At 72.1% G+C, this 21,991-nt stretch carries 20 protein-coding genes; 12 read left to right on the forward strand and 8 right to left on the reverse strand.

Annotated features, from left to right (window positions below):
- The first annotated feature begins 25 nt into the window (after positions 1–25).
- Positions 26–226, forward strand: a complete 201-nt coding sequence (locus DS079_RS17720; RefSeq protein WP_373877736.1) for a YciI family protein — start codon at positions 26–28, stop codon at positions 224–226.
- A gap of 87 nt (positions 227–313) precedes the next feature.
- On the opposite strand, the gene DS079_RS05270 is transcribed toward DS079_RS17720, so the two are convergent.
- The gene (locus DS079_RS05270; RefSeq protein ID WP_241237558.1) at positions 314–559 is read right to left on the reverse strand and encodes a 2Fe-2S iron-sulfur cluster-binding protein; all 246 of its coding nucleotides are present in this window, start codon (positions 557–559) and stop codon (positions 314–316) included.
- 218 nt (positions 560–777) lie between these two features.
- Positions 778–2,208, reverse strand: a complete 1,431-nt coding sequence (gene glnA, locus DS079_RS05275) for a type I glutamate--ammonia ligase (RefSeq protein WP_126985476.1) — start codon at positions 2,206–2,208, stop codon at positions 778–780.
- 179 nt (positions 2,209–2,387) lie between these two features.
- Between glnA and DS079_RS05280 the strand changes: the two genes are divergently transcribed.
- The gene (locus DS079_RS05280) at positions 2,388–2,822 is read left to right on the forward strand and encodes an RDD family protein (protein ID WP_126985478.1); all 435 of its coding nucleotides are present in this window, start codon (positions 2,388–2,390) and stop codon (positions 2,820–2,822) included.
- A gap of 250 nt (positions 2,823–3,072) precedes the next feature.
- Here the strand turns inward: DS079_RS05280 and DS079_RS05285 are convergent, their stop codons facing one another.
- The 3 genes from DS079_RS05285 to lipB form a co-directional block, all read right to left on the reverse strand.
- On the reverse strand, positions 3,073–3,831 hold the full coding sequence (locus DS079_RS05285; RefSeq protein WP_010551625.1) for a DUF4191 domain-containing protein: 759 nt from the start codon (positions 3,829–3,831) through the stop codon (positions 3,073–3,075).
- A gap of 32 nt (positions 3,832–3,863) precedes the next feature.
- The gene (lipA, locus tag DS079_RS05290; protein ID WP_126985480.1) at positions 3,864–4,886 is read right to left on the reverse strand and encodes a lipoyl synthase; all 1,023 of its coding nucleotides are present in this window, start codon (positions 4,884–4,886) and stop codon (positions 3,864–3,866) included.
- A gap of 61 nt (positions 4,887–4,947) precedes the next feature.
- Positions 4,948–5,646, reverse strand: a complete 699-nt coding sequence (gene lipB / locus DS079_RS05295) for a lipoyl(octanoyl) transferase LipB (protein ID WP_126985481.1) — start codon at positions 5,644–5,646, stop codon at positions 4,948–4,950.
- A 279-nt stretch (positions 5,647–5,925) separates the two neighbouring features.
- Between lipB and DS079_RS05300 the strand changes: the two genes are divergently transcribed.
- Positions 5,926–7,233 carry a hypothetical protein gene (locus tag DS079_RS05300; protein ID WP_126985483.1) on the forward strand — a complete coding sequence of 436 codons (1,308 nt, stop codon included), beginning with the start codon at positions 5,926–5,928 and terminating at the stop codon, positions 7,231–7,233.
- Between the two features lie 97 nt (positions 7,234–7,330).
- Here the strand turns inward: DS079_RS05300 and sucB are convergent, their stop codons facing one another.
- From sucB to DS079_RS05315, 3 genes are all read right to left on the reverse strand, one after another.
- A complete protein-coding gene (gene sucB / locus DS079_RS05305) occupies positions 7,331–9,136 on the reverse strand; it encodes a 2-oxoglutarate dehydrogenase, E2 component, dihydrolipoamide succinyltransferase (protein ID WP_126985485.1) in 1,806 nt (601 codons plus the stop codon).
- A gap of 23 nt (positions 9,137–9,159) precedes the next feature.
- The gene (lpdA, locus tag DS079_RS05310; RefSeq protein ID WP_126985487.1) at positions 9,160–10,563 is read right to left on the reverse strand and encodes a dihydrolipoyl dehydrogenase; all 1,404 of its coding nucleotides are present in this window, start codon (positions 10,561–10,563) and stop codon (positions 9,160–9,162) included.
- 147 nt (positions 10,564–10,710) lie between these two features.
- Complete coding sequence (locus tag DS079_RS05315; protein WP_126985489.1) at positions 10,711–12,192, reverse strand: leucyl aminopeptidase; 1,482 nt, start codon at positions 12,190–12,192, stop codon at positions 10,711–10,713.
- Between the two features lie 81 nt (positions 12,193–12,273).
- On the opposite strand from DS079_RS05315, the gene DS079_RS05320 reads away from it, so the two are divergent.
- The 9 genes from DS079_RS05320 (at position 12,274) to DS079_RS05360 (ending at position 21,974) form a co-directional block, all read left to right on the forward strand.
- Positions 12,274–12,639 carry a hypothetical protein gene (locus DS079_RS05320; RefSeq protein ID WP_070501811.1) on the forward strand — a complete coding sequence of 122 codons (366 nt, stop codon included), beginning with the start codon at positions 12,274–12,276 and terminating at the stop codon, positions 12,637–12,639.
- Entirely contained in the window at positions 12,636–13,097 is a 462-nt protein-coding gene (locus DS079_RS05325; protein ID WP_164736117.1) for a hypothetical protein, read from the forward strand. Before DS079_RS05320 ends, DS079_RS05325 begins: the two co-directional genes overlap by 4 nt.
- Positions 13,098–13,189: 92 nt before the next feature.
- Complete coding sequence (locus tag DS079_RS05330; protein ID WP_164736118.1) at positions 13,190–14,296, forward strand: quinone-dependent dihydroorotate dehydrogenase; 1,107 nt, start codon at positions 13,190–13,192, stop codon at positions 14,294–14,296.
- A 69-nt stretch (positions 14,297–14,365) separates the two neighbouring features.
- Positions 14,366–15,754 carry a replication-associated recombination protein A gene (locus tag DS079_RS05335; protein WP_053915727.1) on the forward strand — a complete coding sequence of 463 codons (1,389 nt, stop codon included), beginning with the start codon at positions 14,366–14,368 and terminating at the stop codon, positions 15,752–15,754.
- A 132-nt stretch (positions 15,755–15,886) separates the two neighbouring features.
- Positions 15,887–16,513, forward strand: a complete 627-nt coding sequence (gene rpsD / locus DS079_RS05340; protein WP_010551614.1) for a 30S ribosomal protein S4 — start codon at positions 15,887–15,889, stop codon at positions 16,511–16,513.
- A gap of 154 nt (positions 16,514–16,667) precedes the next feature.
- The gene (alaS, locus tag DS079_RS05345) at positions 16,668–19,376 is read left to right on the forward strand and encodes an alanine--tRNA ligase (RefSeq protein ID WP_126985493.1); all 2,709 of its coding nucleotides are present in this window, start codon (positions 16,668–16,670) and stop codon (positions 19,374–19,376) included.
- On the forward strand, positions 19,373–19,912 hold the full coding sequence (gene ruvX / locus DS079_RS05350) for a Holliday junction resolvase RuvX (protein ID WP_126985495.1): 540 nt from the start codon (positions 19,373–19,375) through the stop codon (positions 19,910–19,912). Before alaS ends, ruvX begins: the two co-directional genes overlap by 4 nt.
- On the forward strand, positions 19,912–21,099 hold the full coding sequence (mltG, locus tag DS079_RS05355) for an endolytic transglycosylase MltG (RefSeq protein ID WP_126985497.1): 1,188 nt from the start codon (positions 19,912–19,914) through the stop codon (positions 21,097–21,099). Before ruvX ends, mltG begins: the two co-directional genes overlap by 1 nt.
- On the forward strand, positions 21,078–21,974 hold the full coding sequence (locus tag DS079_RS05360) for a shikimate dehydrogenase (protein WP_126985499.1): 897 nt from the start codon (positions 21,078–21,080) through the stop codon (positions 21,972–21,974). The genes mltG and DS079_RS05360 overlap by 22 nt, the downstream gene beginning before the upstream one ends.
- Positions 21,975–21,991 lie beyond the last annotated feature (17 nt).

Here is a 21,991-nt window from a genome sequence, read left to right on the forward strand (position 1 = left end):
GCTGACGCCGCCAGAGGCGAGGAGGATGGGGTTCCACTCGCTCGTAAGAGCGTCGCCTCCCGGCACCCGACGGCGAGTCCAGAGCGACACGGACCCCCTCGAGGGCGGGTACTCAGTGCTCGAGGTCGCCACTCACGAGGAGGCGCTGGAGTGGGCATGGAAGATCGCCGTCGCCTGCCGCTGCGCGCAGGAGGTGCGGGTGCTCGGAGACGATCCCGAGGGCTGAGGCGCGGGCACCCGGAGATGGGAGCCGGTGCGCTGGGCGAGGGCAATGCCATCTCCCAGCGGGAACGTCACTTGGGATGGGTCACGATCAGAAGGTTCCGAGCGTCACCGCAGCACCCTCGAGATCCGACTCCCAGGGGATTTGGCAGGTCAGTCGGGACGTGGGCTCGCGCTCGGATTCGTTGAGTGAGTCCAACACATCAGCCTCGTTCTCATCGATCTCGCCGGCGGTCTTGTAGGAGACCTCGTCGAGAAAGGGGTGGCAGGTGGAACAGGACGCATTGCCGCCGCAGATCGCGAGGATCGGGAAGTTGTGTCGGACGAGGCACTCCATGAGGGATTACCCGTCCTCCCATTCGACGCCGGGAGTGCTGACGCCTCCGCGGTCAATGACAGTGATCTCAATACTGATCATGCTCCTATTCCATACCCTCGCGGCCCTTGCGGCCAATAGCGTCCGCTCTGGGCCGCTCCTCCGGGCGGGAACAGGGAAGACCCCCGACCGCAGCGAAGCAGATCGGGGGCCTTCCTCGACGTACGAGCGCAGTCGACTCAGATGTCGTAGTACAGCTCGAACTCGTGCGGGTGCGGGCGGAAGCGGAACGGATCGATCTCCGTGGTGCGCTTGAGCTCGATCCAGGTCGAGATGAGGTCCTCGGGGAACACGCCGCCCTCGGCGAGGTAGTCGTGATCGGCCTCGAGCGCGTCCAGCGCCGCACCGAGGGACTCAGGCAGCTGCTGGATCTGGGCGTGCTCCTCCGGCGGGAGCTCGTAGAGGTCCTTGTCGATCGGCTCCGGCGGCTCGATCCGGTTGCGGATGCCGTCGATGCCCGCCATGAGCTGCGCGGCGAAGGCGAGGTACGGGTTCGCCGAGGGATCCGGGGCGCGGAACTCGACGCGCTTGGCCTTCGGGGAGGAGCCCGTGACCGGGATGCGGATCGCGGCCGAGCGGTTGCGGGCCGAGTAGACCATGTTCACCGGCGCCTCGAAGCCCGGCACCAGGCGCTTGAAGGAGTTCACCGTGGGGTTGGTGAACGCGGTCAGCGAGGGCGAGTGCTCGATGATGCCGCCGATGTACCAGCGGGCGATGTCAGAGAGGCCGCCGTAGCCGCGCTCGTCGAAGAACAGCGGCTCGCCGTCCTTCCACAGCGACTGGTGGGTGTGCATGCCCGAGCCGTTGTCGCCGAACAGGGGCTTGGGCATGAAGGTCGCGGTCTTGCCGGCGTCCCACACGGTGTTCTTCACGACGTACTTGAACTTCATGACGTCGTCGGCCGCCTGCAGCAGCGTGTTGAAGCGGTAGTTGATCTCCTGCTGGCCCGCGGTGCCGACCTCGTGGTGGGCGCGCTCGACCGACAGCCCGGTCTCCTCGAGCACGGCGCAGATCTCGTCGCGCAGGTCGGCCATCTGGTCGTTCGGCGGGACGGGGAAGTAGCCGCCCTTGAGGCGGGTCTTGTAGCCCTGGTTGCCGCCGAACTCGGACTCGTCGCGATCGGTGTTCCACACCGCCTCGTCGGAGTCGATCGAGTAGAAGCCGGAGTTGACCGACGTCTTGAAGCGGACGTCGTCGAAGATGTAGAACTCGGCCTCGGCCGCGAAGAGCGCGGTGTCGGCGATGCCGGTGGACTTCAGGTACTCCTCGGCGCGGGCCGCGACGGTGCGGGGATCGCGGGAGTAGGGCTCGTCCGTGAACGGGTCCACGATCGAGAAGTTGACGATGAGGGTCTTCCGCTCCCGGAAGGGATCCAGGTAGGCCGTCTCCAGGTCCGGGACGAGCTTCATGTCGGACTCGTGGATGGCCTGGAAGCCGCGGATCGAGGAGCCGTCGAAGAGCTGGCCCGTCGCGATGGCCTCCTCGTCGAAGGTGCTCGCCGGGATGTTGAAGTGCTGCATGACGCCGGGAAGGTCGCAAAAGCGGATGTCGATGAACTCGACGCCCTCCTCCTCGATGTACTTCGTGACCTCGCTGGGATTGTTGAACACATCTCCTCCATCCGCGCCGTACGGCGCGTTAAGTGCTGTCTCACCCCGAGGGGCCGAACCGCTCGAGTGCCGAGGGACCGCGTCGGGCCCGGACTCGGGTGAGACCAAGCTTAGGGGCAGTGGTGCCCCGCGCCCGGGAGCGCCCGGCGATTCCCAGCACTGCCGCGTAGGCTCCGCCCGTGATCGATCGCAAGGACCTCGGCTCCTGGATGGACGGCCCGCCCGGGGAGGCGGGCTACGTCAAGGGCTCCGCTCTCGGACTGCCGGCCTCGGGCCGCGGCGCCGTCGCGCCGTTCTGGCGCCGGCCCCTCTCGCTGATCGTCGACTGGGGGCTGTGCGTGGGCATCTCGGCCCTGCTGTTCGGCGGGGACCCGCTGGCGAACCTGATCCTCTTCGCGGCGGTGAACGTGCTGTTCCTGACGCTTTTCGGGGTGACCCCGGGCCAGTTCCTGCTGCGGGTGCGGGTCGTCCCCGTCAGAGGCCGCAGCCCGATGCTGCTGCGCGCGGTGGTGCGCACCGCGCTGATGCTGCTGGTGCTTCCGGCAGTGGTCTGGAACCGCGACACCCAGCCCCTGCACGACGTCGTCGCGGGCACCGCGGTCGTCACCCTCTGACGTGGTCCGCCGCCTCGCCTGTCCGGCGGGGGAGAGCACTCCAGCACCCCTGGACGCGCCCTGTCGTCGACCCGCAGGACGCCTCCCCACTTCATGGCGCTGACCTGCGTCGATGCCGAATGTCACGAAAAGGTCACGCAGATAACGAGAAGGTCACGGCCGCCTCCCGGCCCCACGGGCAGCCCTTCCGCGCACAGCACGACGCCCCCCCGAAGCGGGAGGGGGCGTCGCCGAGAGGGCGGGTGCCGGGTCAGCGGCCGCGCATCGCCTTGCGGTTCGGACGGGCGCGCATCGGGTCCACGCCCTTGGGCACCTGCTGGCGCAGCGAGCGGTGCAGCGCGTTCAGGCGCTTGGTCACCTGTGCGGACTCCTGCTTGGTCAGCTGCTTCTTCATGCGCTGCATGTAGGTGGGGAGCTTGTGCAGCGGCACCTCGCCCTCGCCGTCGCCGACGACGATCTGGTGGACCGGCACGTTGTCGTGCTGGAGCACGCGTCGGATGCTGCGCCGCTCCTTCTCCAGCAGCTTCATCGAGATGCCAGTGGAGTCCTCGGCCACGACCGCGATGCCCGCCCGTCCCGAGGCGCGGAAGAGCATCTTCTGGCTGCGGGGATCGATCTGCACCGGCTCGTCCTCGACGTTCCAGCCGCGGCGGATCGACTGCATCGCGGCGAGCGCCGCGCCGGTCTGGCCCTTGATGCGGTCGAAGGCCGCTCGCTCCGCCTTGCGCGCCAGGATGATCATCGCGATCAGCACGCCGACGGCGAGGCCCATGAAGATGCCGTACCAGGGGCTGTCGAAGATCAGCACGGTCAGCAGCACGCCGACGGCGATCGCGCCGACGACCGCGAGGATCATCAGCGGCAGGGTCGACCGGTCGACCTCCTGCGTGTACTTGAAGACCTCGAGCATCTGCTTGAGGCGACCGGGCTTCTTCGTACCGTCGGCGTTGCGCTTGCCGCGCTTCTTCGTGTCGTCCTTGGCGGACGTGGTCTCGGACGTGCGAGCCATGGGGGATGTGTCCTCTCGGGGCCGGCGGAGCGTCAGCTCGCGGCGGCCTGCTGGGTGCGGGCGACGACGCTCGCAGCTTCCTGACGGGCGGGCTGATCGGAGTCGAGGTGGCGGAGGTTCTCCGGGATCTCGCGGCCGAGCTCGCGCATCGCCTGCGCCCAGAGCTTCCCGGCGCGGTACGAGGAGCGGACCATCGGACCGGCCATCACCGCGAGAAAGCCCATCTCCGTCGCGGCCTCGGACAGCTCGACGAACTGCTGGGGCTTCACCCAGCGGTCGATCGGGTGGTGCAGCTTCGAGGGCCGCATGTACTGGGTGATGGTGAGGATGTCGCAGCCGGCGTCGACCAGGGCCTGCATCGACTCCAGGATCTCCTCGTCCGTCTCGCCCATCCCCAGGATGAGGTTGGACTTGGTGATCATCCCGGCGTCCTTGCCCATCGAGATGACGTCCAGCGACCGGTCGTAGCGGAAGGCGGGACGGATCTGCTTGAAGATCCGCGGCACCGTCTCCAGGTTGTGCGCGAACACCTCCGGCTTCGCCTCGAACACCTGCTGGAGGTGCTCGCCGCGGCCCTTGATGTCGTCGATCAGCAGCTCGACGCCCGTGCCGGGGTTCATCGCGTGGATCTGCTGGCAGGTGCGGGCGAACAGCCCCGCCGCGCCGTCCTCGAGATCGTCGCGGGCCACACCCGTGACCGTCGAGTAGCGCAGGCCCATCTCCTTGACCGACTGCGCGACCTTGAACGGCTCCATCGGGTCCACCGCCATCGGCTTGCCGGTGGCGATGTTGCAGAAGTCGCAGCGCCGGGTGCAGGTGTCCCCGCCGATCAGGAAGGTCGCCTCCCGATCCTCCCAGCACTCGAAGATGTTCGGGCAGCCGGCCTCCTCGCAGACCGTGTGCAGGCCCTGGCCGTGCACGCGCTGCTTCATGGCCGTGTACTCGGGGCCCATCACGGCCCTGGTCTTGATCCATTCGGGCTTGCGCTCGATGGGGACCTCGGCGTTGCGCGCTTCGACGCGCAGCATGCGACGGCCCTCGGCAGCGATCGTCACCGTGATGCCTCCTCGTCTCGACGTCCCTGGAGTCTATCGACCCCGTCTGCTCGCGCGGCGCTCACAGCGCCCGTGCGGAGGTGCGGTGCGCCACGAGGTCGATCATCGCCTCCGCGACCGGGTCGAGCAGCTCGGCGACCGGCACCCTGCGGCCCAGCTCCCGGCTGAGGCTGGTCACCCCGGCGTCGTCGATCCCGCAGGGGATCACGTTCTGGGCCCAGGAGAGGTCGTTGGCGCAGTTCAGGGCGAAGCCGTGCATCGTGGCGCGCTTCGAGACGCGCATCCCGATCGCGCACACCTTGCGCTCCTCCTCGCCCTCGGGAGCCACCCACACCCCGCTGCGCCCCTCGATCGGGACGGTCTCGAGGCCGAGCCCGGCGCAGACGCCGATGATCGCCTGCTCGAGGGCGCGCACGAAGCCGACCACGTCGATCGGGATAGGGAGCTTCACGATCGGGTAGCCGACGAGCTGCTGCGGCCCGTGCCAGGTGATCTTCCCGCCCCGGTCGATGTCCACCACCTCGGCGCCGTCGCGGGGGCGCTCGTGGTCCTGGGTGAGTTTGCCCGCGGTGTATACGGGCTGGTGCTCCAGCAGGAGCAGCGTGTCCGGCCGCTCGCCCGCGACCACCTCGGCGTGGATCCGGCGCTGCAGGTCCCAGGCGGCGCGGTAGTCCACCGGCCCCGGAGGCAGGTCGAACTGTGCGTGCCGGTCCTCGTGGGGGAGCGGCTCGCTGAGGCCGAGACGGATCACATCGAGCATCTCTCCAGGCTACTCCTGCCGCGACCTGCGCGTTGTGGATGACCAGCGGGGGTGCGCGTCGTGGTGGGGTTCACTGTGGCTATGGATGAGGGGGAGCACGCCAGGAGCGGAGGACGCCACAGGTTCGTCCTGGGTCCGACGGTCGACGGTCCGGGCCGCGACGGCCCGGGCCGGGAGGGCCCGGGACCCGCTGGCGCCGGCTTGGACGGTGGCGCCGGGGACCGGACCGGGCGCGAGGAGGAGAGTCTCGGAGCGCCGGGGCGGGAGGACGCGCTGCGGGTGCGATGGCGGGGCCCGGAAGGGCGGGAGTCCGTCACCGCGGAGATGCAGCTGCTCGCCGCGCTCGAGGTGGCCGGGATCAGCGCCGCGCCGGACGTGATCGGCAGGGAGGAGGACGGGTACATCCGCGAGACCGCCCCGCCTCTCGCGCGAGGCCGCGGACGACGCGCCGCCGACGGCGGTGCACCTGCGACGGGGGAGCGGGTGGCTCAGGCCCGGGCGCGGGAGGAGCTCGAGGCCCTCGTCGCGGCGCTCCACGAGCGCGGCTGGGTGCTCGGGGCGCCACGGGGCCGCGGGCTCGGGGTCCGGGCCGACGGCAGCGTGCTGGTGCTCGACCTCAGCGGCCTGCGACGCGAGCAGTCCCTCGCCGTGCGCAGCGCGGATCTGCACTGGATCGACTCCGTGCTCGAGGACGAGGAGCGGACGCTGCGCCGACGGGTCCACGCCCTCCCGGGCGGGGGCGCGCCCTCGCTCGACCTGCCCGGACTCCTCGACGCCCCCGCGGGGGCGGGTCCGGCGGATCCGCCGCGGCTACCGGGCGAGAAGGAGGAGCCGGACCGGCCGGACGCGGCACAGGAGGAGGTAGCGCAGGAGAAGGCGGAGGAGGAAGTCGAGGCGGCCGACGCAGGACCTGTGGCGCCGCTTCCGACGCCTCGGCTGCGCAGAGCGCGGACCGAGGCGCGCGACGCGAGCGGAGCGGACGCCGGGTCATCGCGTCGGCGCGGGCCCGGCGGTGCGCTCTCCGCGGTGCTGGGGGAGCGTCGACATCGGCGCACCGCCCTGCTCAGCGGGGCGGTGGTGCTCGCCCTCGGCCTCGGCGCGGCGGCGGCGATCACCTTGACCATGGACTGCCCGGAGCCGGCGCCACAAACCCCCATGGCCGCCTCCGGCCCAGCTCCTGCGGGCGCCGGCAGCTCGCAGGAGGGGCAGGTGCCCGCGATCGAGGACCCGTGGGCGCTGGCGGCGGAACTCGCGGGCTCCCGCCACTCCTATCTCACCGGCGTCTCCGACGTGCCCGTCGCCGCCGAGGGCGGTGCCGCGCAGGAGGAGGACGAGCGCATCCGCGAGGCCTACGAGGGCTACGAGGTGCAGGGCAGCGGCCCCGTCGTGCACGAGGCCGATCTGATCGAGGGACCCGACGAGGACGGCAGGGCCGTGCTGCGCGTGCTCGTCTCGACCGAGGCCGGCCAGGTGCGCGAGGGCTCCGGCCTCGTGCAGGAGACTTCGAACAGCGGTGCGGCGCAGGTCGATCTCGTGCTGGTCTGGGACGGGGCCCGCTGGAGGATCCTCGAGACGCGCACCGCGTGAGACGCCCGAGGAGGGCCGGGACGAGGCAGGGCCCCGACACCGTGACGGTGCCGGGGCCCTGCCGATGCTCAGCCGATGGCTGCGCGCGGGGATGGGGTCAGAGGCCGAGCTCGCCCTCGAACGCGCCCTCCTCGAGCCGCTTCTTCATGTAGGTGAGGAAGCGGGCGGCGTCGCCGCCGTCGACCATGCGGTGGTCGTAGGAGAGGAACAGGTACATCATCGAGCGGATCGCGATGGTGTCGTCGCCCTCGGCGTTCTGCACCACGGCGGGACGCTTCGTGATGGTGCCGGTGCCGAGGATGCCCACCTGCGGGGCGGGCACGATCGGGGTGTCCCAGAGCGCACCGCCCGAACCGGTGTTCGTGATCGTGAACGTCGCGCCGGAGAGGTCGTCGGGGACGAGCTTGTTGCTCTTCGCCCGGCCGCCGAGGTCGCCGATCTGGCGGGCGAGGCCCGCGAGGTTCAGGTCGCCCGCGTTCTTGATGACCGGGACCACGAGACCGCGCTCGGTGTCCGCCGCCATGCCGATGTTCTCCGAGCCGTGGTAGACGATCTTGTCGTCGTCGATGGTGGAGTTCAGCTGCGGGTAGGTCTTCAGACCCTCGATCGCGGCCATCATGAGGAACGGCAGGAAGGTGAGCTTGGCGCCCTCACGGGCGGCGAACTCGTCCTTCGCCCTCGCGCGCAGCTTCGCGATGCGGGTCACGTCGACCTCGACCGCCGTGGTCAGCTGCGCCATGCCGTGCAGGGACTCCATCATCCGCTGGCCGATGACCTTGCGGATGCGGGGCATCTTCTCCTCGGTGCCGCGCTTCGAGGAGACCTCGACCTTCGGCGCCGCGGGAGCGGCGGCCGCGGCGGCAGGTGCGGCAGCGGCGGCAGGTGCGGCCTGGGCCTTCTGCGCCTCGATCGCCTGCTGCACGTCCTGCTTGCGGATCCGACCGCCGAGGCCGGAGCCCTTGACGCTCGAGAGGTCCACGCCGGCCTCGGCCGCCATCTTCCGCACCAGCGGGGTGACGTAGCCGGAGGACTCTGCGCCGGAGACCGCATCGGCGGCCTGCGGGGCGGGAGCGGCGGGCGCCGCGGGCGCCTCCTGCTTCGGGGCCTCGGCCTTCGGCGCCTCCTGCTTCGGAGCCTCCTCCTTCGGGGCCTCTGCGGGCTTCTCCTCGGCCTTCTTCTCCTCGGGTGCGGGAGCGGCGGGCTCCTCGGCCTTCGGGGCCGCGGCGGCGCCGGAGCCGACGATCGCCAGCACGGAGCCGACCTCGGCGTCCTCGTCCTCCTGGACGCGGATCTCGAGCACGGTGCCCGCGACGGGGGAGGGGATCTCGGTGTCGACCTTGTCGGTCGAGACCTCGAGCAGCGGCTCGTCGACCTCGACGGTCTCGCCGACGGCCTTGAGCCAGCGGGTGACGGTGCCCTCGGTGACGGACTCGCCGAGCGCCGGCATCGTCACCTCCTCGCCCTCAGCCGCGCCGCCGGAGGCGCCGGAACCGGCATCGCCGGAGGCGTCCGCGGGCTTCTCGGACTCCCCGGCAGGGGTCTCCTCGTCGGTCGAGGGGGCGACGGTCTCGTCGGAGGCGAGGTCCTCGCCCTGCTCCTCGGCGGGAGCCTGCTCGGCCTGGGCCTCGGCACCGGAGTCGTCGGAGCCGGAGCCCTCGGCGCCCGAGCCGTCGCCGATGACGACGAGATCGGCGCCGACCTCGGCGTCCTCGTCCTCCTCGACCAGGATCTTCTCGATGGTCCCCGCGACGGGGGAGGGGATCTCGGTGTCGACCTTGTCGGTCGAGACCTCGAGCAGCGGCTCGTCGACCTCGACGGTGTCGCCGACGCCCTTGAGCCAGCGGGTGACGGTGCCCTCGGTGACGGACTCGCCGAGTGCCGGCATCTTCACGGTTTCAGACATGGGGTTCTCTCCTCTGGGAAGACTCAGGCGTGGGCGTGCAGCGGCTTGCCGGCGAGGGCGAGAGCCGCCTCGCCCATGGCCTCGTGCTGCGAGGGGTGGCCGTGGATGAGGGAGGCGACGTCCTCGGGGTAGGCCTCCCAGTTGACGATGAGCAGCGCCTCGCCCATCAGCTCGGAGGTGCGCGAGCCGATCATGTGGACGCCGATGATCGGGCCGTCCTTCTCGCGCACCAGCTTGATGAAGCCGGTGGTGCCGAGGATCTGGGACTTGCCGTTGCCGCCGAGGTTGTACTCGTAGGCCTCGACCTTGTCCTCGCCCAGCTGCTCCTTGGCCTGCTTCTCGGTGACGCCGACGGAGCCGACCTCGGGCTCGCAGTAGGTGATGCGCTCGATGCCGGACTCGACGATCGGGGCGGGGTTCAGGCCCGCGATCCGCTCGGCGACGAAGATGCCCTGGGCGAAGCCGCGGTGGGCGAGCTGCAGGCCGGGGACGATGTCGCCGACGGCGTAGACGCCGGGGACGTTGGTCTCGAGGGTCTCCTTGTTCGCGAGCACGAAGCCGCGATCCATCTCGACGCCCTGCTCCTCGTAGCCCAGGCCGGAGGTGTTCGGGCCGCGGCCCACGGCCACCAGGAGGTAGTCGCCCTCGAAGACCTTGCCGTCGGCGAGGGTGACCTTGACACCGGTCTCGGTCTGCTCGGCCTTCTCGGTGAAGACGCCGAGGGAGAAGGCGATGCCGCGCTTCTTGTAGGCCCGCTCGAGGGCCTTGGAGATCGCCTCGTCCTCGTTGGCGACCAGGTGGGGCAGACCCTCCACGATGGTCACGGACTCCGCGCCGAGCGACTTCCACACCGAGGCGAACTCGACGCCGATCACGCCGCCGCCGAGGATGATCGGGTTCTTCGGCAGCTCGGGCAGCTGCAGCGCCGTCTCGGAGTCGAGGAAGCGGCCGCCGAGGTCGATGCCCGGGAGGGTCTTCGAGTAGGAGCCGGAGGCGAGGATGACGTTCTTGCCGGTCAGGGTACGGGTGCCGGACTCGGTCTCGACCGTGACGGTGTTCGGGCCGGTGAGCTTGCCGAAGCCCTCGACGTAGTCGATCTTGCGGGACTTCACCAGGCCCTGGAGACCCTTGTACAGGCGGCCGATGATCTTGTCCTTGAAGCCGAGCACCTTCGCGGCGTCGACGCCGTTGAGGGTGAGGTCCACGCCGGCGGCGGCGGCCTCGGACGGTGCGTCGGCGAGCTCCCCGACGTGGAGCAGAGCCTTCGTCGGGACGCAGCCGCGGTGCAGGCAGGTGCCGCCGAGCTTGTCCTTCTCCACGAGGGCGATCTTCTGGCCGAGCTGGGCTCCGCGCAGCGCGGCCGCATAGCCGCCGCTGCCACCGCCCAGGATCACGACGTCGAACTGGTCAGTGGTTGTGTCCGCCACCTGTGTGCTCCTCGGTGTCTTGGGTGTTCCGCGGCGCGTTCGGACCCGGATGGCCGACGGCGCCGCCTGCGTGCCCCATGCTAGGGCACCGGGCGGCGCCGGGCGGACCTGTTGCGCGCAACGGTCAGGGTGTCGATGCGGCGAGCATCACGCCCCCGCGGCCCCGGCGTGGTCCTCGAGGACCTGCAGGACGGTGCGGACGCTCATCCCGGTGGCTCCCTTGCCCATGTATCCCAGCGGTGCGCTCGCGAAGGCGGGGCCGGCGATGTCCAGGTGCGCCCACTCGGTCGAGCCCACGAACTCCTTGAGGAAGATGCCGGCCGAGAGCGCCCCGCCGGGACGCTCGCCGATGTTGCGCAGGTCCGCGACGCGGCCGGTGAGGTCGGCGCGCAGCTCCTGCGGGAAGGGCAGCGGCCAGAAGGGCTCGCCGGAGCGCTCGGCGGCCGCGACCACGGCCGACCGGCCGGTCTCCGTGCCCATCACCCCGCCGGTGCGCTTGCCGAGCGCGACCACGGCCGCGCCGGTGAGGGTCGCGACGTCCATCACCAGGTCCGGCTCCCCGGCGACCGCGTCGACGAGCGCGTCGGCCATGACCATGCGGCCCTCGGCGTCGGTGTTCAGCACCTCGACGGTGGTGCCGTCGCGCATGGTGACCACGTCGCCGGGGCGCTGGGCGCCGCCGCCGGGCATGTTCTCGGCGAGGGCGAGGAAGGTGGTGACCTTCACGCCCAGCCCGAGGCGGGCCGCGGCGAGGGTCGCGCCGAGCACGGTCGCGGCACCGGCCATGTCCGAGGTCATGTCGTCCATGCCGGGCGCCGGCTTCAGGGAGATGCCGCCGGTGTCGAAGGTGATGCCCTTGCCCACCAGCGAGACCGAGCGGCTCGCCCCGGCGGGCGCGTACTCGAGGCGGACCAGGCGCGGCGGGCGCGTCGAGCCCTGGCCGACGCCGACGATGCCGCCGTAGCCGCCCTCGGCGAGGGCGGCCTCGTCCAGCACGGTCACCGTGATCGGGAGGTCGGCGACGAGCTCCTCCGCGCGGCGGGCGAACTCCGCCGGGGGCAGCAGGTTCGGCGGGGTGTTCACGAGGTCGCGCACGAGGTCGACGGAGCCGGAGAGCACACGGGCCCGCTCGAGCGCGGGCTCGAGGGCATCGGTCCCGGCCTCGCCGGCGAGCAGGACGATCTCGGCCAGGGCGCCCTTGGGGGCCTTCTCACCGGTGCCGGTCTTGTGGGCGGTGAAGGCGTAGGCGCCGAGCGCGGCGCCCTCGAGGGCGGCGGCGCGCTGGGCGTCGGAGGCGGTGGGCAGGGCGAGCGCGGCGCGGCCGACGCCGGTCAGCGAGCGGGTCGCGGCGCCGACGGCGAGGCGGAGGTCCTCGGCGGAGACGGCGGAGAGATCCTCTTCGCCCACGCCGACGAGGAGCAGGGTGGTCGCGGCGGCGAGGCCCGTGGAGGGCAGACGGTGCAGGTCCCCGCGCGCGGCGGAGGGGGCGAGGCCCGCGACGGCCTCGGAGATCTCGGGGGATCCCGGGACGGAGGCGGGGGCATCGCCCGCGCCGGCGACCAGGGGGAGCACGAGGACGTCGGCGGCGACGTCGACGAAGGGTTCAGCGGTCAGTTCCAGAATCGGCATGGGCCTATCGTAGGTCTCGGCCCCGACCGACCGTCCGCGGCCGTGGAGGAGGACCGACCGCACGATGAGGGAGCCGCACCGATGAGCCTGCTGAGCATCGTGGTCGCCGTGCTGGGCGGTCTGACCGCCGCGCTCGCGATCTACTACGCCGCGAAGGATCTCAGCGCCGACCTCGTGCTGCTGGGCGCCGCGGCGCTGACCGCGATCGGCTGGATCGTGCTCGGCATCGCCCTCGGCGTGCGCGATGCGACCTCCGCAGGCCCGCCGCCCGAGCGGGTGACGCTCTACGGGTACGTGCTGACCGGGCTGATGCTCGTCGTCGGCGGGGGCTGGCTCGGCGCCTTCGAGCGCACGCGCTGGGGGAGTGTGGTGATCGCCGTGACCTGCGCGGTGACCCTCGTGCTCCTGATGCGCATCCACCAGATCTGGCCGGGAGGCTTCGCATGACCGCACCGCGCACCGACGACCGCCCCGCGGACCGCGACGGACGCGGCACCGCGGCGGGCAGGAGCCGCGGCGGGCGCGGCTTCGAGATCGTCCTCGTCGCCGTCTACGGCATCTTCGCCCTCTCGGCGACCGCGCGCAGCCTGGTGCAGGTGCTGCGGGACTTCGACCGCGCACCGGTGGCCTACTCCCTCTCGCTGCTCGCGGCGGCGACCTACATCGCCGTGACCGTCGCCCTGGTGCGCGGCGGACGGCGCTCGAGGGTCGCCCGGGTGCTCGTCGTGATCGAGCTGATCGGCGTGCTCGCCGTCGGCACCCTGACCGTGCTCGACCCCGTGCTGTTCCCCGAGGCGACCGTGTGGAGCGTGTACGGCCAGGGCTACGGCTACGTGCCGCTCGCGCTGCCCGTGCTCGCGCTGGTCTACATGCTCCTCGGGGCCCGGAAGCACCCCGAGGCCTGACCATCGGGCCCCTGCGGCCCGGCCGGAGCACCCCTGCGGCGCGTCCGGAAGAGCCCTAGGACCCGGGGAGCAGGGCCCGGACCGCGTACCGTATGCCCGTGACCACCGACACCGCCGCCCGTCGCGGGCCCTACGACGTCCTGTTCCGTCACGTGCTCGCCCGTCTCGACCCCGAGCAGGCGCACCTGCTGACCCTGCGGGCGCTGTCGCTCGCGCACGCGGTCCCCGGCGCGCCGCGGCTCCTGCGCCGCGCGACGGGCACGCCGGACCCTATGCGGCCCGCGGGCACCGGTCGTCGCGTGCTCGGCGCGGAGCACTCCTCCCCGCTCGGACTCGCGGCGGGTCTCGACAAGGACGGGGAGCTCCCGCTCGCGTTCCTCGACCTCGGCTTCGGCCATGTCGAGGTCGGCACCGTCACCGCGAAGGCGCAGCCCGGCAATCCGCGCCCGCGCTCCTTCCGCCTGGTGGGGGACCGCTCGCTGATCAACCGCATGGGCTTCAACAACCACGGCGCCCAGGCCCTCGCCCACCGCCTCGCCGCGGCCCGGCGCACCGAGCGCGGCCAGCGCGCGGTGATCGGCGTGAACATCGGCAAGTCCAAGATCACGGCGCTCGAGGACGCGGCCGAGGACTACCGCTTCTCCGCCGGTCTGCTCGCGCCCTACGCCTCCTATCTCGCCATCAACGTCTCCAGCCCCAACACCCCGGGGCTGCGCGACCTGCAGAGCGTCGAGATGCTCCGTCCGATCCTCGAGGCCGTCGTCGACGAGAGCCGCAGCGCCGCCCGTCGTCTGCGCCGCGAGGTGCCGGTGCTCGTGAAGATCGCCCCCGACCTCCACGACGCCGACGTCACGGCGGTGGCCCGCCTCGCCGCCGAGGTGGGGCTCGCCGGCGTCATCGCGACCAACACCACCATCTCCCGGCCCGAGGAGCTGCGCGCCGACCGCGCCGAGATCGAGCGGATCGGCGCCGGCGGGCTCTCCGGCCCGCTGCTGGCCCGCCGCTCCCTCGAGATCCTCCGACTGCTCCGCGCCGAGCTGGGGGAGGAGGCCGTGGTCATCAGCTGCGGCGGCGTGACCACCGCCGAGGACGTCCGCGAGCGCCTCGCCGCCGGCGCCGACCTCGTCCAGGGCTACACCGCCTTCATCTACGAGGGCCCGTCCTGGCCCGGCCGGATCGCGCGCGCCCTGCGCCGCTGACCCCTGCCGTCACGGGAGTCACCGCGGGCGAGGCCCTCCCCGCCCGGGCGCCGGGCCTACCCTGGAGGGATGGACGAGGACCTCTTCTCGCTGGGTGGTGATGCGCCCGCGCCGCGCACACTGTCGGACCGCAACGTCGACCACCGCGCCCCGCTCGCAGTGCGGATGCGCCCCCGCACCCTCGAGGAGATCGTCGGCCAGCACGCGGCGCTGGAGCCCGGCAGCCCGCTGCGCCGCCTGGTCTCCACCGACGACTCCCGCACCGCGCCGAGCTCCGTGATCCTGTGGGGACCGCCCGGCACCGGCAAGACCACCCTCGCCTATGTCGTCGCGCAGTCCGGCGACCGCGAGTTCGTCGAGGTCTCCGCCGTGCTCGCCGGGGTCAAGGACATCCGCGACGTGGTGGACCAGGCCCGCTCCCGGCTGCGCACCGTCGGCCGCGAGACCGTCCTCTTCGTGGACGAGGTCCACCGCTTCTCGAAGTCGCAGCAGGACGCGCTGCTGCCGAGCGTCGAGAACCGCTGGGTCACCCTCGTCGCCGCGACCACCGAGAACCCCTACTTCTCGGTGATCTCCCCGCTGCTGTCGCGCTCGATCGTGCTCACCCTCGAGCCGCTCGCACGGGAGGACCTCGACACCCTCGTGGACCGCGCGCTCACCGACGAGCGAGGGCTCGGCGGCGCCGTCACCCTCACGGGCGACGCCCGCGAGGCGCTGCTGCGGCTCGGCGGCGGGGACGCCCGCAAGATCCTCACCTCCCTCGAGGCGGCCGCCGCCGCGGCCCTGATGAAGGAGTCCAAGGAGATCGACGCGGCCACCCTCTCCCAGGCCGTGAACCGGGCCGCGCTGCGCTACGACCGCGGCGGCGACCAGCACTACGACGTCACCAGCGCCTTCATCAAATCCATGCGCGGCAGCGACGTCGACGCCTCCCTCCACTACCTCGCCCGCATGATCGAGGCGGGGGAGGACCCCCGCTTCATCGCCCGACGCGTCGTGATCGCCGCGAGCGAGGAGGTGGGCATGGCCGACCCCGCCGCGCTGCAGGTCGCGGTCTCGGCGATGCAGGCCGTGCAGATGCTCGGCATGCCCGAGGGGCGCATCCCGCTCGCCCAGGCCGTCGTCCACATCGCCACCGCCCCGAAGTCCAACGCCTCCTACAAGGCGCTGGACGCCGCGATCGCGGACGTCCGCGCCGGCAAGGGCCAGGGCGTCCCCGCCCACCTGCGCGATGCCCACTACTCGGGAGCGAAGAAGCTCGGACACGGGGTCGAGTACCAGTACGCCCACGACGCCCCGCACGCCGTGGTCGCCCAGCAGTACGCGCCCGACGACCTCGTCGGCACCCGCTACTACCATCCCAAGGGCCACGGACACGAGGAGGTCACGAGCCGCCGGGTCGAGGCGCTGCGCCGCATCCTGGACCAGGCTCCGCCCCCGCCCGGCGCAGGCGCGTGAGGCACTCCACAGGAAGCCCGGTGTGACCAGCCCCGTCGGACATGGACCCGGACGGGGGCGTGCGGTAGAGTCGGTCGCTGAATCCGCGGCTGCAAGACTGGATTCACCACACGCGAACAAGAGGTATACCTCGTGACCAACGTCACCCGTGCGCGCCGCCAGGCGCGTCTGTCCCGAGCCCTCGGGCTCCCGCTCACCCCGAAGTCGGTCAAGTACTTCGAGAAGCGCCCGTACCCCCCGGGCGAGCACGGCCGCGCCCGTCGCCGCACCGAGTCCGACTACGCGGTCCGCCTCAAGGAGAAGCAGCGTCTGCGCGCGCAGTACGCCCTCCGCGAGAAGCAGATGCACCGCGCCTACCTGGACGCCAAGAAGCAGCCGGGCCTGACCGGCGAGTCGATGGTCGAGCTGCTGGAGATGCGCCTGGACGCGCTCGTCCTGCGCGCCGGCTTCGCCCGCACCATCCTCCAGGCCCGCCAGGCCGTCGTGCACCGCCACATCCTGGTCGACGGCCAGCTGGTGGACCGCCCCTCCTTCCGCGTCGCGCCCGGCCAGACCATCCAGGTCAAGCCGAAGTCGCAGGCCATGGAGCCCTTCCAGATCGCCGCCGAGGGCGGGAACTCCGACGTGCTCGCGTCGGTCCCCTCCTACCTCTCCGTCGAGCTGCCCGAGCTGAAGGCCCAGCTCGTCTCGCGCCCCAAGCGCGCCGAGGTCCCCGTCACGGTCGACGTCCAGATGGTCGTCGAGTACTACGCGCGCTGACCTCTCCTCTCCGCGGCGCGACAGGCCCCGGCGGGTGTACTCCGGTACCCTGACCGGGGCCTTCGTGTCCGCAGTGCCGGCCGCACCACGGCCGTCCGCCCCACAGCATCCCGCCGCGCCGCCGACGCGGCTCCAGGAAGGACATCCCGCACCCATGCGCACCTCCGAGATCCACCGGCGGTTCCTCGCCCACTTCGAGAAGAAGGCGCACGAGGTCGTGCCCAGCACCTCGCTGGTCTCGAACGACCCCTCGATCCTCTTCACGATCGCCGGCATGGTCCCGTTCATCCCGTACATCGTCGGCACCGAGAAGGCGCCCTACGACCGTGCGGTGAGCGTGCAGAAGTGCATCCGCACCAACGACATCGAGAACGTCGGGCGCACCACCCGCCACGGCACGTTCTTCCAGATGGCCGGGAACTTCTCCTTCGGCGACTACTTCAAGACCGGCGCGATCGACTTCTCCTGGGAGCTGCTGACCTCCTCCGTCGACGACGGCGGCTTCGGCCTCGAGCCCGAGCGGCTCTGGATCACCCTGTGGGAGCAGGACCAGGAGTCCTACGACCACCTCGTGCAGGTCATCGGCCTGGACCCCGCGCGGATCGTGCAGCTGCCCTGGGAGGAGAGCTGCTGGGACACCGGCCAGCCCGGCCCCGCCGGCTCCACCGGCGAGTGGTACTACGACCGCGGCCCGGAATACGGCCCCGACGCCCCCACCGGCCGCCTGCCCCAGTGGCCCGGCGACGAGCGCGCCGAGGACCGCTATCTCGAGATCTGGAACCTCGTCTTCGACCAGTTCCTGCGCGGTCCGGGCAAGGGCAAGGACTACGAGCTGCTCGGCGAGCTCGACCAGAAGGCGATCGACACCGGCCTCGGGGTCGAGCGCCTCGCCTACCTGCTTCAGGGCAAGCAGAACATGTACGAGATCGACCAGATCTTCCCCGTCATCGAGAAGGTGCAGGAGCTCTCCGGCCGCCGCTACGGCGCGGACGCGGAGGACGACGTCCACCTGCGCATCATCGGCGACCACGTGCGCAGCGCGCTGATGCTCGTCGGCGACGGCGTGCGCCCCGGCAACGAGGGCCGCGGCTACGTGCTGCGCCGCCTCATCCGTCGCGCCGTGCGCTCGCTGCGCCTGCTGGGCTACGCCGAGCCGTCGATGCCGCACCTGCTGCCGATCTCCAAGGACCTCATGGCCGAGTCCTATCCGGAGCTCGAGGCCGACTTCCCGCGGATCGCCGAGATCGTCTACGCCGAGGAGGAGACCTTCCGACGCACCCTCGAGACCGGCACCGCGATCTTCGACCAGGTCGCGAAGAGCGCCGCGGCCGACGGCGGGCGCGTGCTGCCCGGCGACGAGGCATTCAAGCTCCACGACACCTACGGCTTCCCGATCGACCTGACCATGGAGATGGCCGCCGAGGTCGGGCTCCAGGTCGACGAGGACGCCTTCCGCTCCGCGATGCAGGAGCAGCGCGAGCGCGCCCGCGCCGACGCGGCCGCGAAGAAGACCGGCCACACCGACACCGGGCTGTACAACCGCCTGCTCTCCGAGCGCGGCGGCGAGGTCCCGTTCCTCGGCTACACCGAGGACACCGTCGCCACCACCGTCGAGTCCGTGCTCGTCGACGGCGCGCTCGTGGACTCCGTCCAGGCGCCCGCGCAGGTCGAGGTCGTGCTCGCCTCGACCCCGTTCTACGCCGAGTCCGGCGGCCAGCTCGCCGACCAGGGCAGCATCGCGCTGACCGGCGGCGGACTGGTCGAGGTCGATGACGTGCAGAAGCCGGTGAAGGGCCTGATCGTCCACCGCGGCCGCCTCGTCGAGGGCGAGCTCGCCCCCGGCGTCTCCGCCATCGCGTCGATCGATCGCGACCGACGCGGGGCGATCGCCCGCGCCCACACCGCCACGCACATGGTCCACGAGTCCCTGCGCGAGGAGCTCGGCCACGGCGCGACCCAGGCCGGCTCCGAGAACTCGCCCGGCCGGATGCGCTTCGACTTCCGCTACAGCCAGGCCGTGCCGAAGTCCGTGCTCGAGCAGATCGAGGGACGCGTCAACACCCTCCTGCAGGAGGAGCTCACCGTCACCGATCAGCAGATGCCGATCGACGAGGCGAGGGCGCTCGGCGCCCAGGCGCTGTTCGGCGAGAAGTACGGCGACATCGTGCGCGTCGTCTCCATCGGCGGGGACTGGTCCCGCGAGCTCTGCGGCGGCACCCACGTCGCGAGCACCGGCGCGATCGGCACCGTCCAGCTGATGGGCGAGGCCTCGATCGGCTCGGGCGTGCGCCGCGTCGACGCGCTCGTGGGCCTGTCCGCCTACCGTCACCAGGCCAAGTCCCATGCCCTGGTCTCCCAGCTCTCCGAGATGCTGAAGGTCGGCTCCGCCGAGGAGCTGCCCGAGCGCGTCCGCTCCCTCACCCAGCGGATGAAGGACATGGAGAAGCAGCTCGCGACGCTCCGCGGCCAGCAGCTGCAGGCCGAGGCGGGCCGCCTGGTAGACAGCGCCCAGGACGTCTCCGGCGTGCGCGTGCTGCTGCACGACGCGGGGGAGGGCGTCGCCGCCGGCGACCTGCGCACTCTCGCTACCGACCTGCGCGCCCGCCTCGGCGAGGACGCGCCCGTCGTGGTCGCCGTGGCCGGGCACGAGGGCGGTCGCGCCGCCCTCGTGATCGCCACCAGCGCCGGCGCCCGCGACCTCGGCCTCGCGGCCGGGACCCTGCTGCGCACCGGCGCGGAGGCCATGGGCGGCCGCGGCGGCGGCAAGCCCGACCTCGCCCAGGGCGGCGGAGGCGAGCCGGCCCGCATCGCCGAGGCGCTCGGCGCGGTGCGCGGCGCGATCGAGGAGGCGCGGACCGCATGAGCGGCCCGGTCGACGCCGAGGCGCCGACGGGCCTCCCGCGCGGGGTGAGGCTCGGCGTGGACGTCGGAGACGTCCGCGTCGGGCTCGCCCGCAGCGATCTCGACGGGCTCATCGCCACGCCGATCGAGACCCTCGAGCGCGACTCGGCGGCGCGCCGTGTCGTCCAGGAGGCTCTCGAGCTCGACGCCCATGTCATCATGGTCGGGCTCCCGCGGTCCCTGGACGGGACCGAGGGCGCGGCCGCGACGAAGGCGCGCGTCTTCGCCGCGGAGCTCGTGACGCTGCTGGTCGCGGCCTCACGGCAGATCGAGGTCCGCCTGATCGACGAGCGACTGACCACCGTGTCCGCGCACAAGGTGCTGCACAGCTCCGGGCGCAAGGGTCGTCGCCATCGCCAGGTCGTGGACCAGGTCGCCGCCGTGATGATCCTCCAGCAGGCCCTGGACCTCGAGAGGTCCACCGGGCGGCGCGGCGGCGAGCTCGTCGAGGAGCCGCCGAGCACGACCTCGCAGGACCCGACCGAGGAGGACAGCTGATGAAGGACGAGCACCACTCCTTCGACGAGCTCGCCGAGGCGCAGGACCCCGAGGACGGCGGATCGGGCGCTCCTCGTCCCCGCCGCGGCGGGCATCGCGGCGAGCCGCGCCGCCGACGCGGCGGGTTCTTCCGCTCGCTGCTGCCCGTGCTGCTCGTCCTCGCCGTGGTCGGCGCCCTCGCCGTCGGCGGATTCCAGGGGTACCGGTGGGTCACCGCGAACGTCAGCGTCGAGGACGAGGCCCCGGAGTTCGAAGGGCCCGGGAGCGGGGAGGCGCTCGTCGAGGTCGGCGAGGGCGACACCGGCACGGACATCGCCGCGACCCTCGTCGAGGAGGGCGTCATCAAGACCTCCGCGCCGTTCATCACGCTGTTCTCCTCCACCCAGGACGCCTCGAAGATCGAGCCGGGCGTGTACCGCCTGAAGCAGGAGATGACCTCCGCCGACGCGCTGACCATGCTGATGGACCCGGAGAACCTCGCCGGGCACCGCGTGATCGTCCCCGAGGGGCTGCGCCTCACCCAGATCTGGGCGCTGCTCTCCGAGGAGACCGGCATCCCGGTGGAGGAGTTCGAGGCCGCCGCGAAGGACTACACCTCCTACGGCATCCCGAAGAACAAGGCCGGCACCCTCGAGGGCTACCTCTGGCCCGGCCGCTACGACATCCTCGAGGAGCACACCGCCGAGGACGTGATCGAGATGATGTGGGGCCGGATGGAGGAGCAGCTCACCGAGCGCGAGATCCCGAAGGACCAGTGGCACACCACCCTCACCTACGCCTCCCTCGCGGAGATGGAGGTGCGCAACCCGGAGGACTACGGGAAGGTCGTGCGCACGATCCACAACCGCCTCGAGGGCACCGGCGAGGCCAAGGGCTCGCCGATGAAGCTCCAGTTCGACTCGACCGTCCACTACGTCACGGGGAAGTCCGCGAGCGTCGGCACCACCGATGCGGAGCGCGCCACCGACAGCCCCTACAACACCTACCTCAAGGACGGCCTGCCGCCCGGGCCGATCGCCGCGCCCGGCGCCCAGGCGCTCGACGCGGCCGCGGACCCGCCCGAGGGGGACTGGCTCTACTTCGTCGCCGTCAACACCGACACCGGCGAGACCAAGTTCGCGGCCACCTGGGCCGAGCACGAGGAGAACGTCAAGGAGTGGCAGGCATGGGCGGCCTCGAACGGATGACCTCCGCGGCCCCGCTGCGCCGCTTCGCGGTGATCGGGTCTCCCGTCGGCCATTCGCTCTCCCCGGTGCTGCACGGCGCCGCATACCGGGCGCTCGGCGTGGACGACGCCCGCTACGAGCGCTTCGAGGTCGGGGCGGGGGAGCTGCCCGCCTTCCTCGCCGACGGGCCCGGGCGCGAGCTCGAGGGCCTCTCGGTCACCATGCCCGGCAAGCCCGAGGCCTTCGCCCTCGCCGCCGAGCACGACGAGGTCTCCCGGCGGCTCGGCGTGGCCAACACCCTGCTGCGCCGCCCCGGCGGCACCTGGCGGGCCGAGAACCACGATGTGCACGGGATCGCCGCGACCCTGCGCGACCACGGCGCCCGGTCCGTGGACACCGGCGGCGTGGTGGGCTCGGGGGCGACCGCGCTCAGCGCGCTCGCGGCGCTGCTCGACCTCGGCGCCGCCACCGTCCTGCTCACCGCCCGCAGCGCCGAGAAGCTCGCGCCGCTGCACCGCTTCGCCCAGGAGGCCGGCGCCGAGGCGGTCGAGATCCCCTGGTCCTCGCACCACGAGGTGCTGCGGGCCGACGCAGTCGTCAGCGCCCTCGCGGTCGAGGGTGCCCGTGCCGTCGCCGCCGCCTGGGAGGCCCGCGGCGACGCCGGGATCACGCCGCCGCGGGTGCTGCTCGACGTGCTCTACGACCCGTGGCCCGCCCCCGTCGCCGCCGTCGTGCAGCAGGCCGGGGGAGAGGTCGCCGACGGCCTCGAGATGCTCGCCCACCAGGCCGACATGCAGGTGCGCTCGATGCTGCACGTCCCCGCCGCCCCGGTCGCGACGATGCTCGCCGCCGCCCGGGACGAGCTCGCACGGCGCCGGGGGAGCGCCGGGCGCTGAGCGCGCTCCGCGCCACC

Origin of the sequence: Brachybacterium paraconglomeratum (assembly GCF_003994255.1) — a bacterium.
GTDB lineage: Bacteria > Actinomycetota > Actinomycetes > Actinomycetales > Dermabacteraceae > Brachybacterium > Brachybacterium conglomeratum.

What these genes read in the sequence shown, in the direction of transcription:
- DS079_RS17720 (WP_373877736.1), top strand. Translation starts at nt 26, where the DNA reads ATGGGGTTCCACTCGCTCGTAAGAGCGTCGCCTCCCGGCACCCGACGG.
- DS079_RS05270 (WP_241237558.1), bottom strand. Translation starts at nt 559, where the DNA reads ATGGAGTGCCTCGTCCGACACAACTTCCCGATCCTCGCGATCTGCGGC.
- DS079_RS05285 (WP_010551625.1), bottom strand. Translation starts at nt 3,831, where the DNA reads ATGGCTCGCACGTCCGAGACCACGTCCGCCAAGGACGACACGAAGAAG.
- lipB (WP_126985481.1), bottom strand. Translation starts at nt 5,646, where the DNA reads ATGCTCGATGTGATCCGTCTCGGCCTCAGCGAGCCGCTCCCCCACGAG.
- sucB (WP_126985485.1), bottom strand. Translation starts at nt 9,136, where the DNA reads ATGTCTGAAACCGTGAAGATGCCGGCACTCGGCGAGTCCGTCACCGAG.
- DS079_RS05315 (WP_126985489.1), bottom strand. Translation starts at nt 12,192, where the DNA reads ATGCCGATTCTGGAACTGACCGCTGAACCCTTCGTCGACGTCGCCGCC.
- DS079_RS05320 (WP_070501811.1), top strand. Translation starts at nt 12,274, where the DNA reads ATGAGCCTGCTGAGCATCGTGGTCGCCGTGCTGGGCGGTCTGACCGCC.
- DS079_RS05325 (WP_164736117.1), top strand. Translation starts at nt 12,636, where the DNA reads ATGACCGCACCGCGCACCGACGACCGCCCCGCGGACCGCGACGGACGC.
- DS079_RS05330 (WP_164736118.1), top strand. Translation starts at nt 13,190, where the DNA reads ATGCCCGTGACCACCGACACCGCCGCCCGTCGCGGGCCCTACGACGTC.
- DS079_RS05335 (WP_053915727.1), top strand. Translation starts at nt 14,366, where the DNA reads ATGGACGAGGACCTCTTCTCGCTGGGTGGTGATGCGCCCGCGCCGCGC.
- alaS (WP_126985493.1), top strand. Translation starts at nt 16,668, where the DNA reads ATGCGCACCTCCGAGATCCACCGGCGGTTCCTCGCCCACTTCGAGAAG.
- ruvX (WP_126985495.1), top strand. Translation starts at nt 19,373, where the DNA reads ATGAGCGGCCCGGTCGACGCCGAGGCGCCGACGGGCCTCCCGCGCGGG.
- mltG (WP_126985497.1), top strand. Translation starts at nt 19,912, where the DNA reads ATGAAGGACGAGCACCACTCCTTCGACGAGCTCGCCGAGGCGCAGGAC.
- DS079_RS05360 (WP_126985499.1), top strand. Translation starts at nt 21,078, where the DNA reads ATGGGCGGCCTCGAACGGATGACCTCCGCGGCCCCGCTGCGCCGCTTC.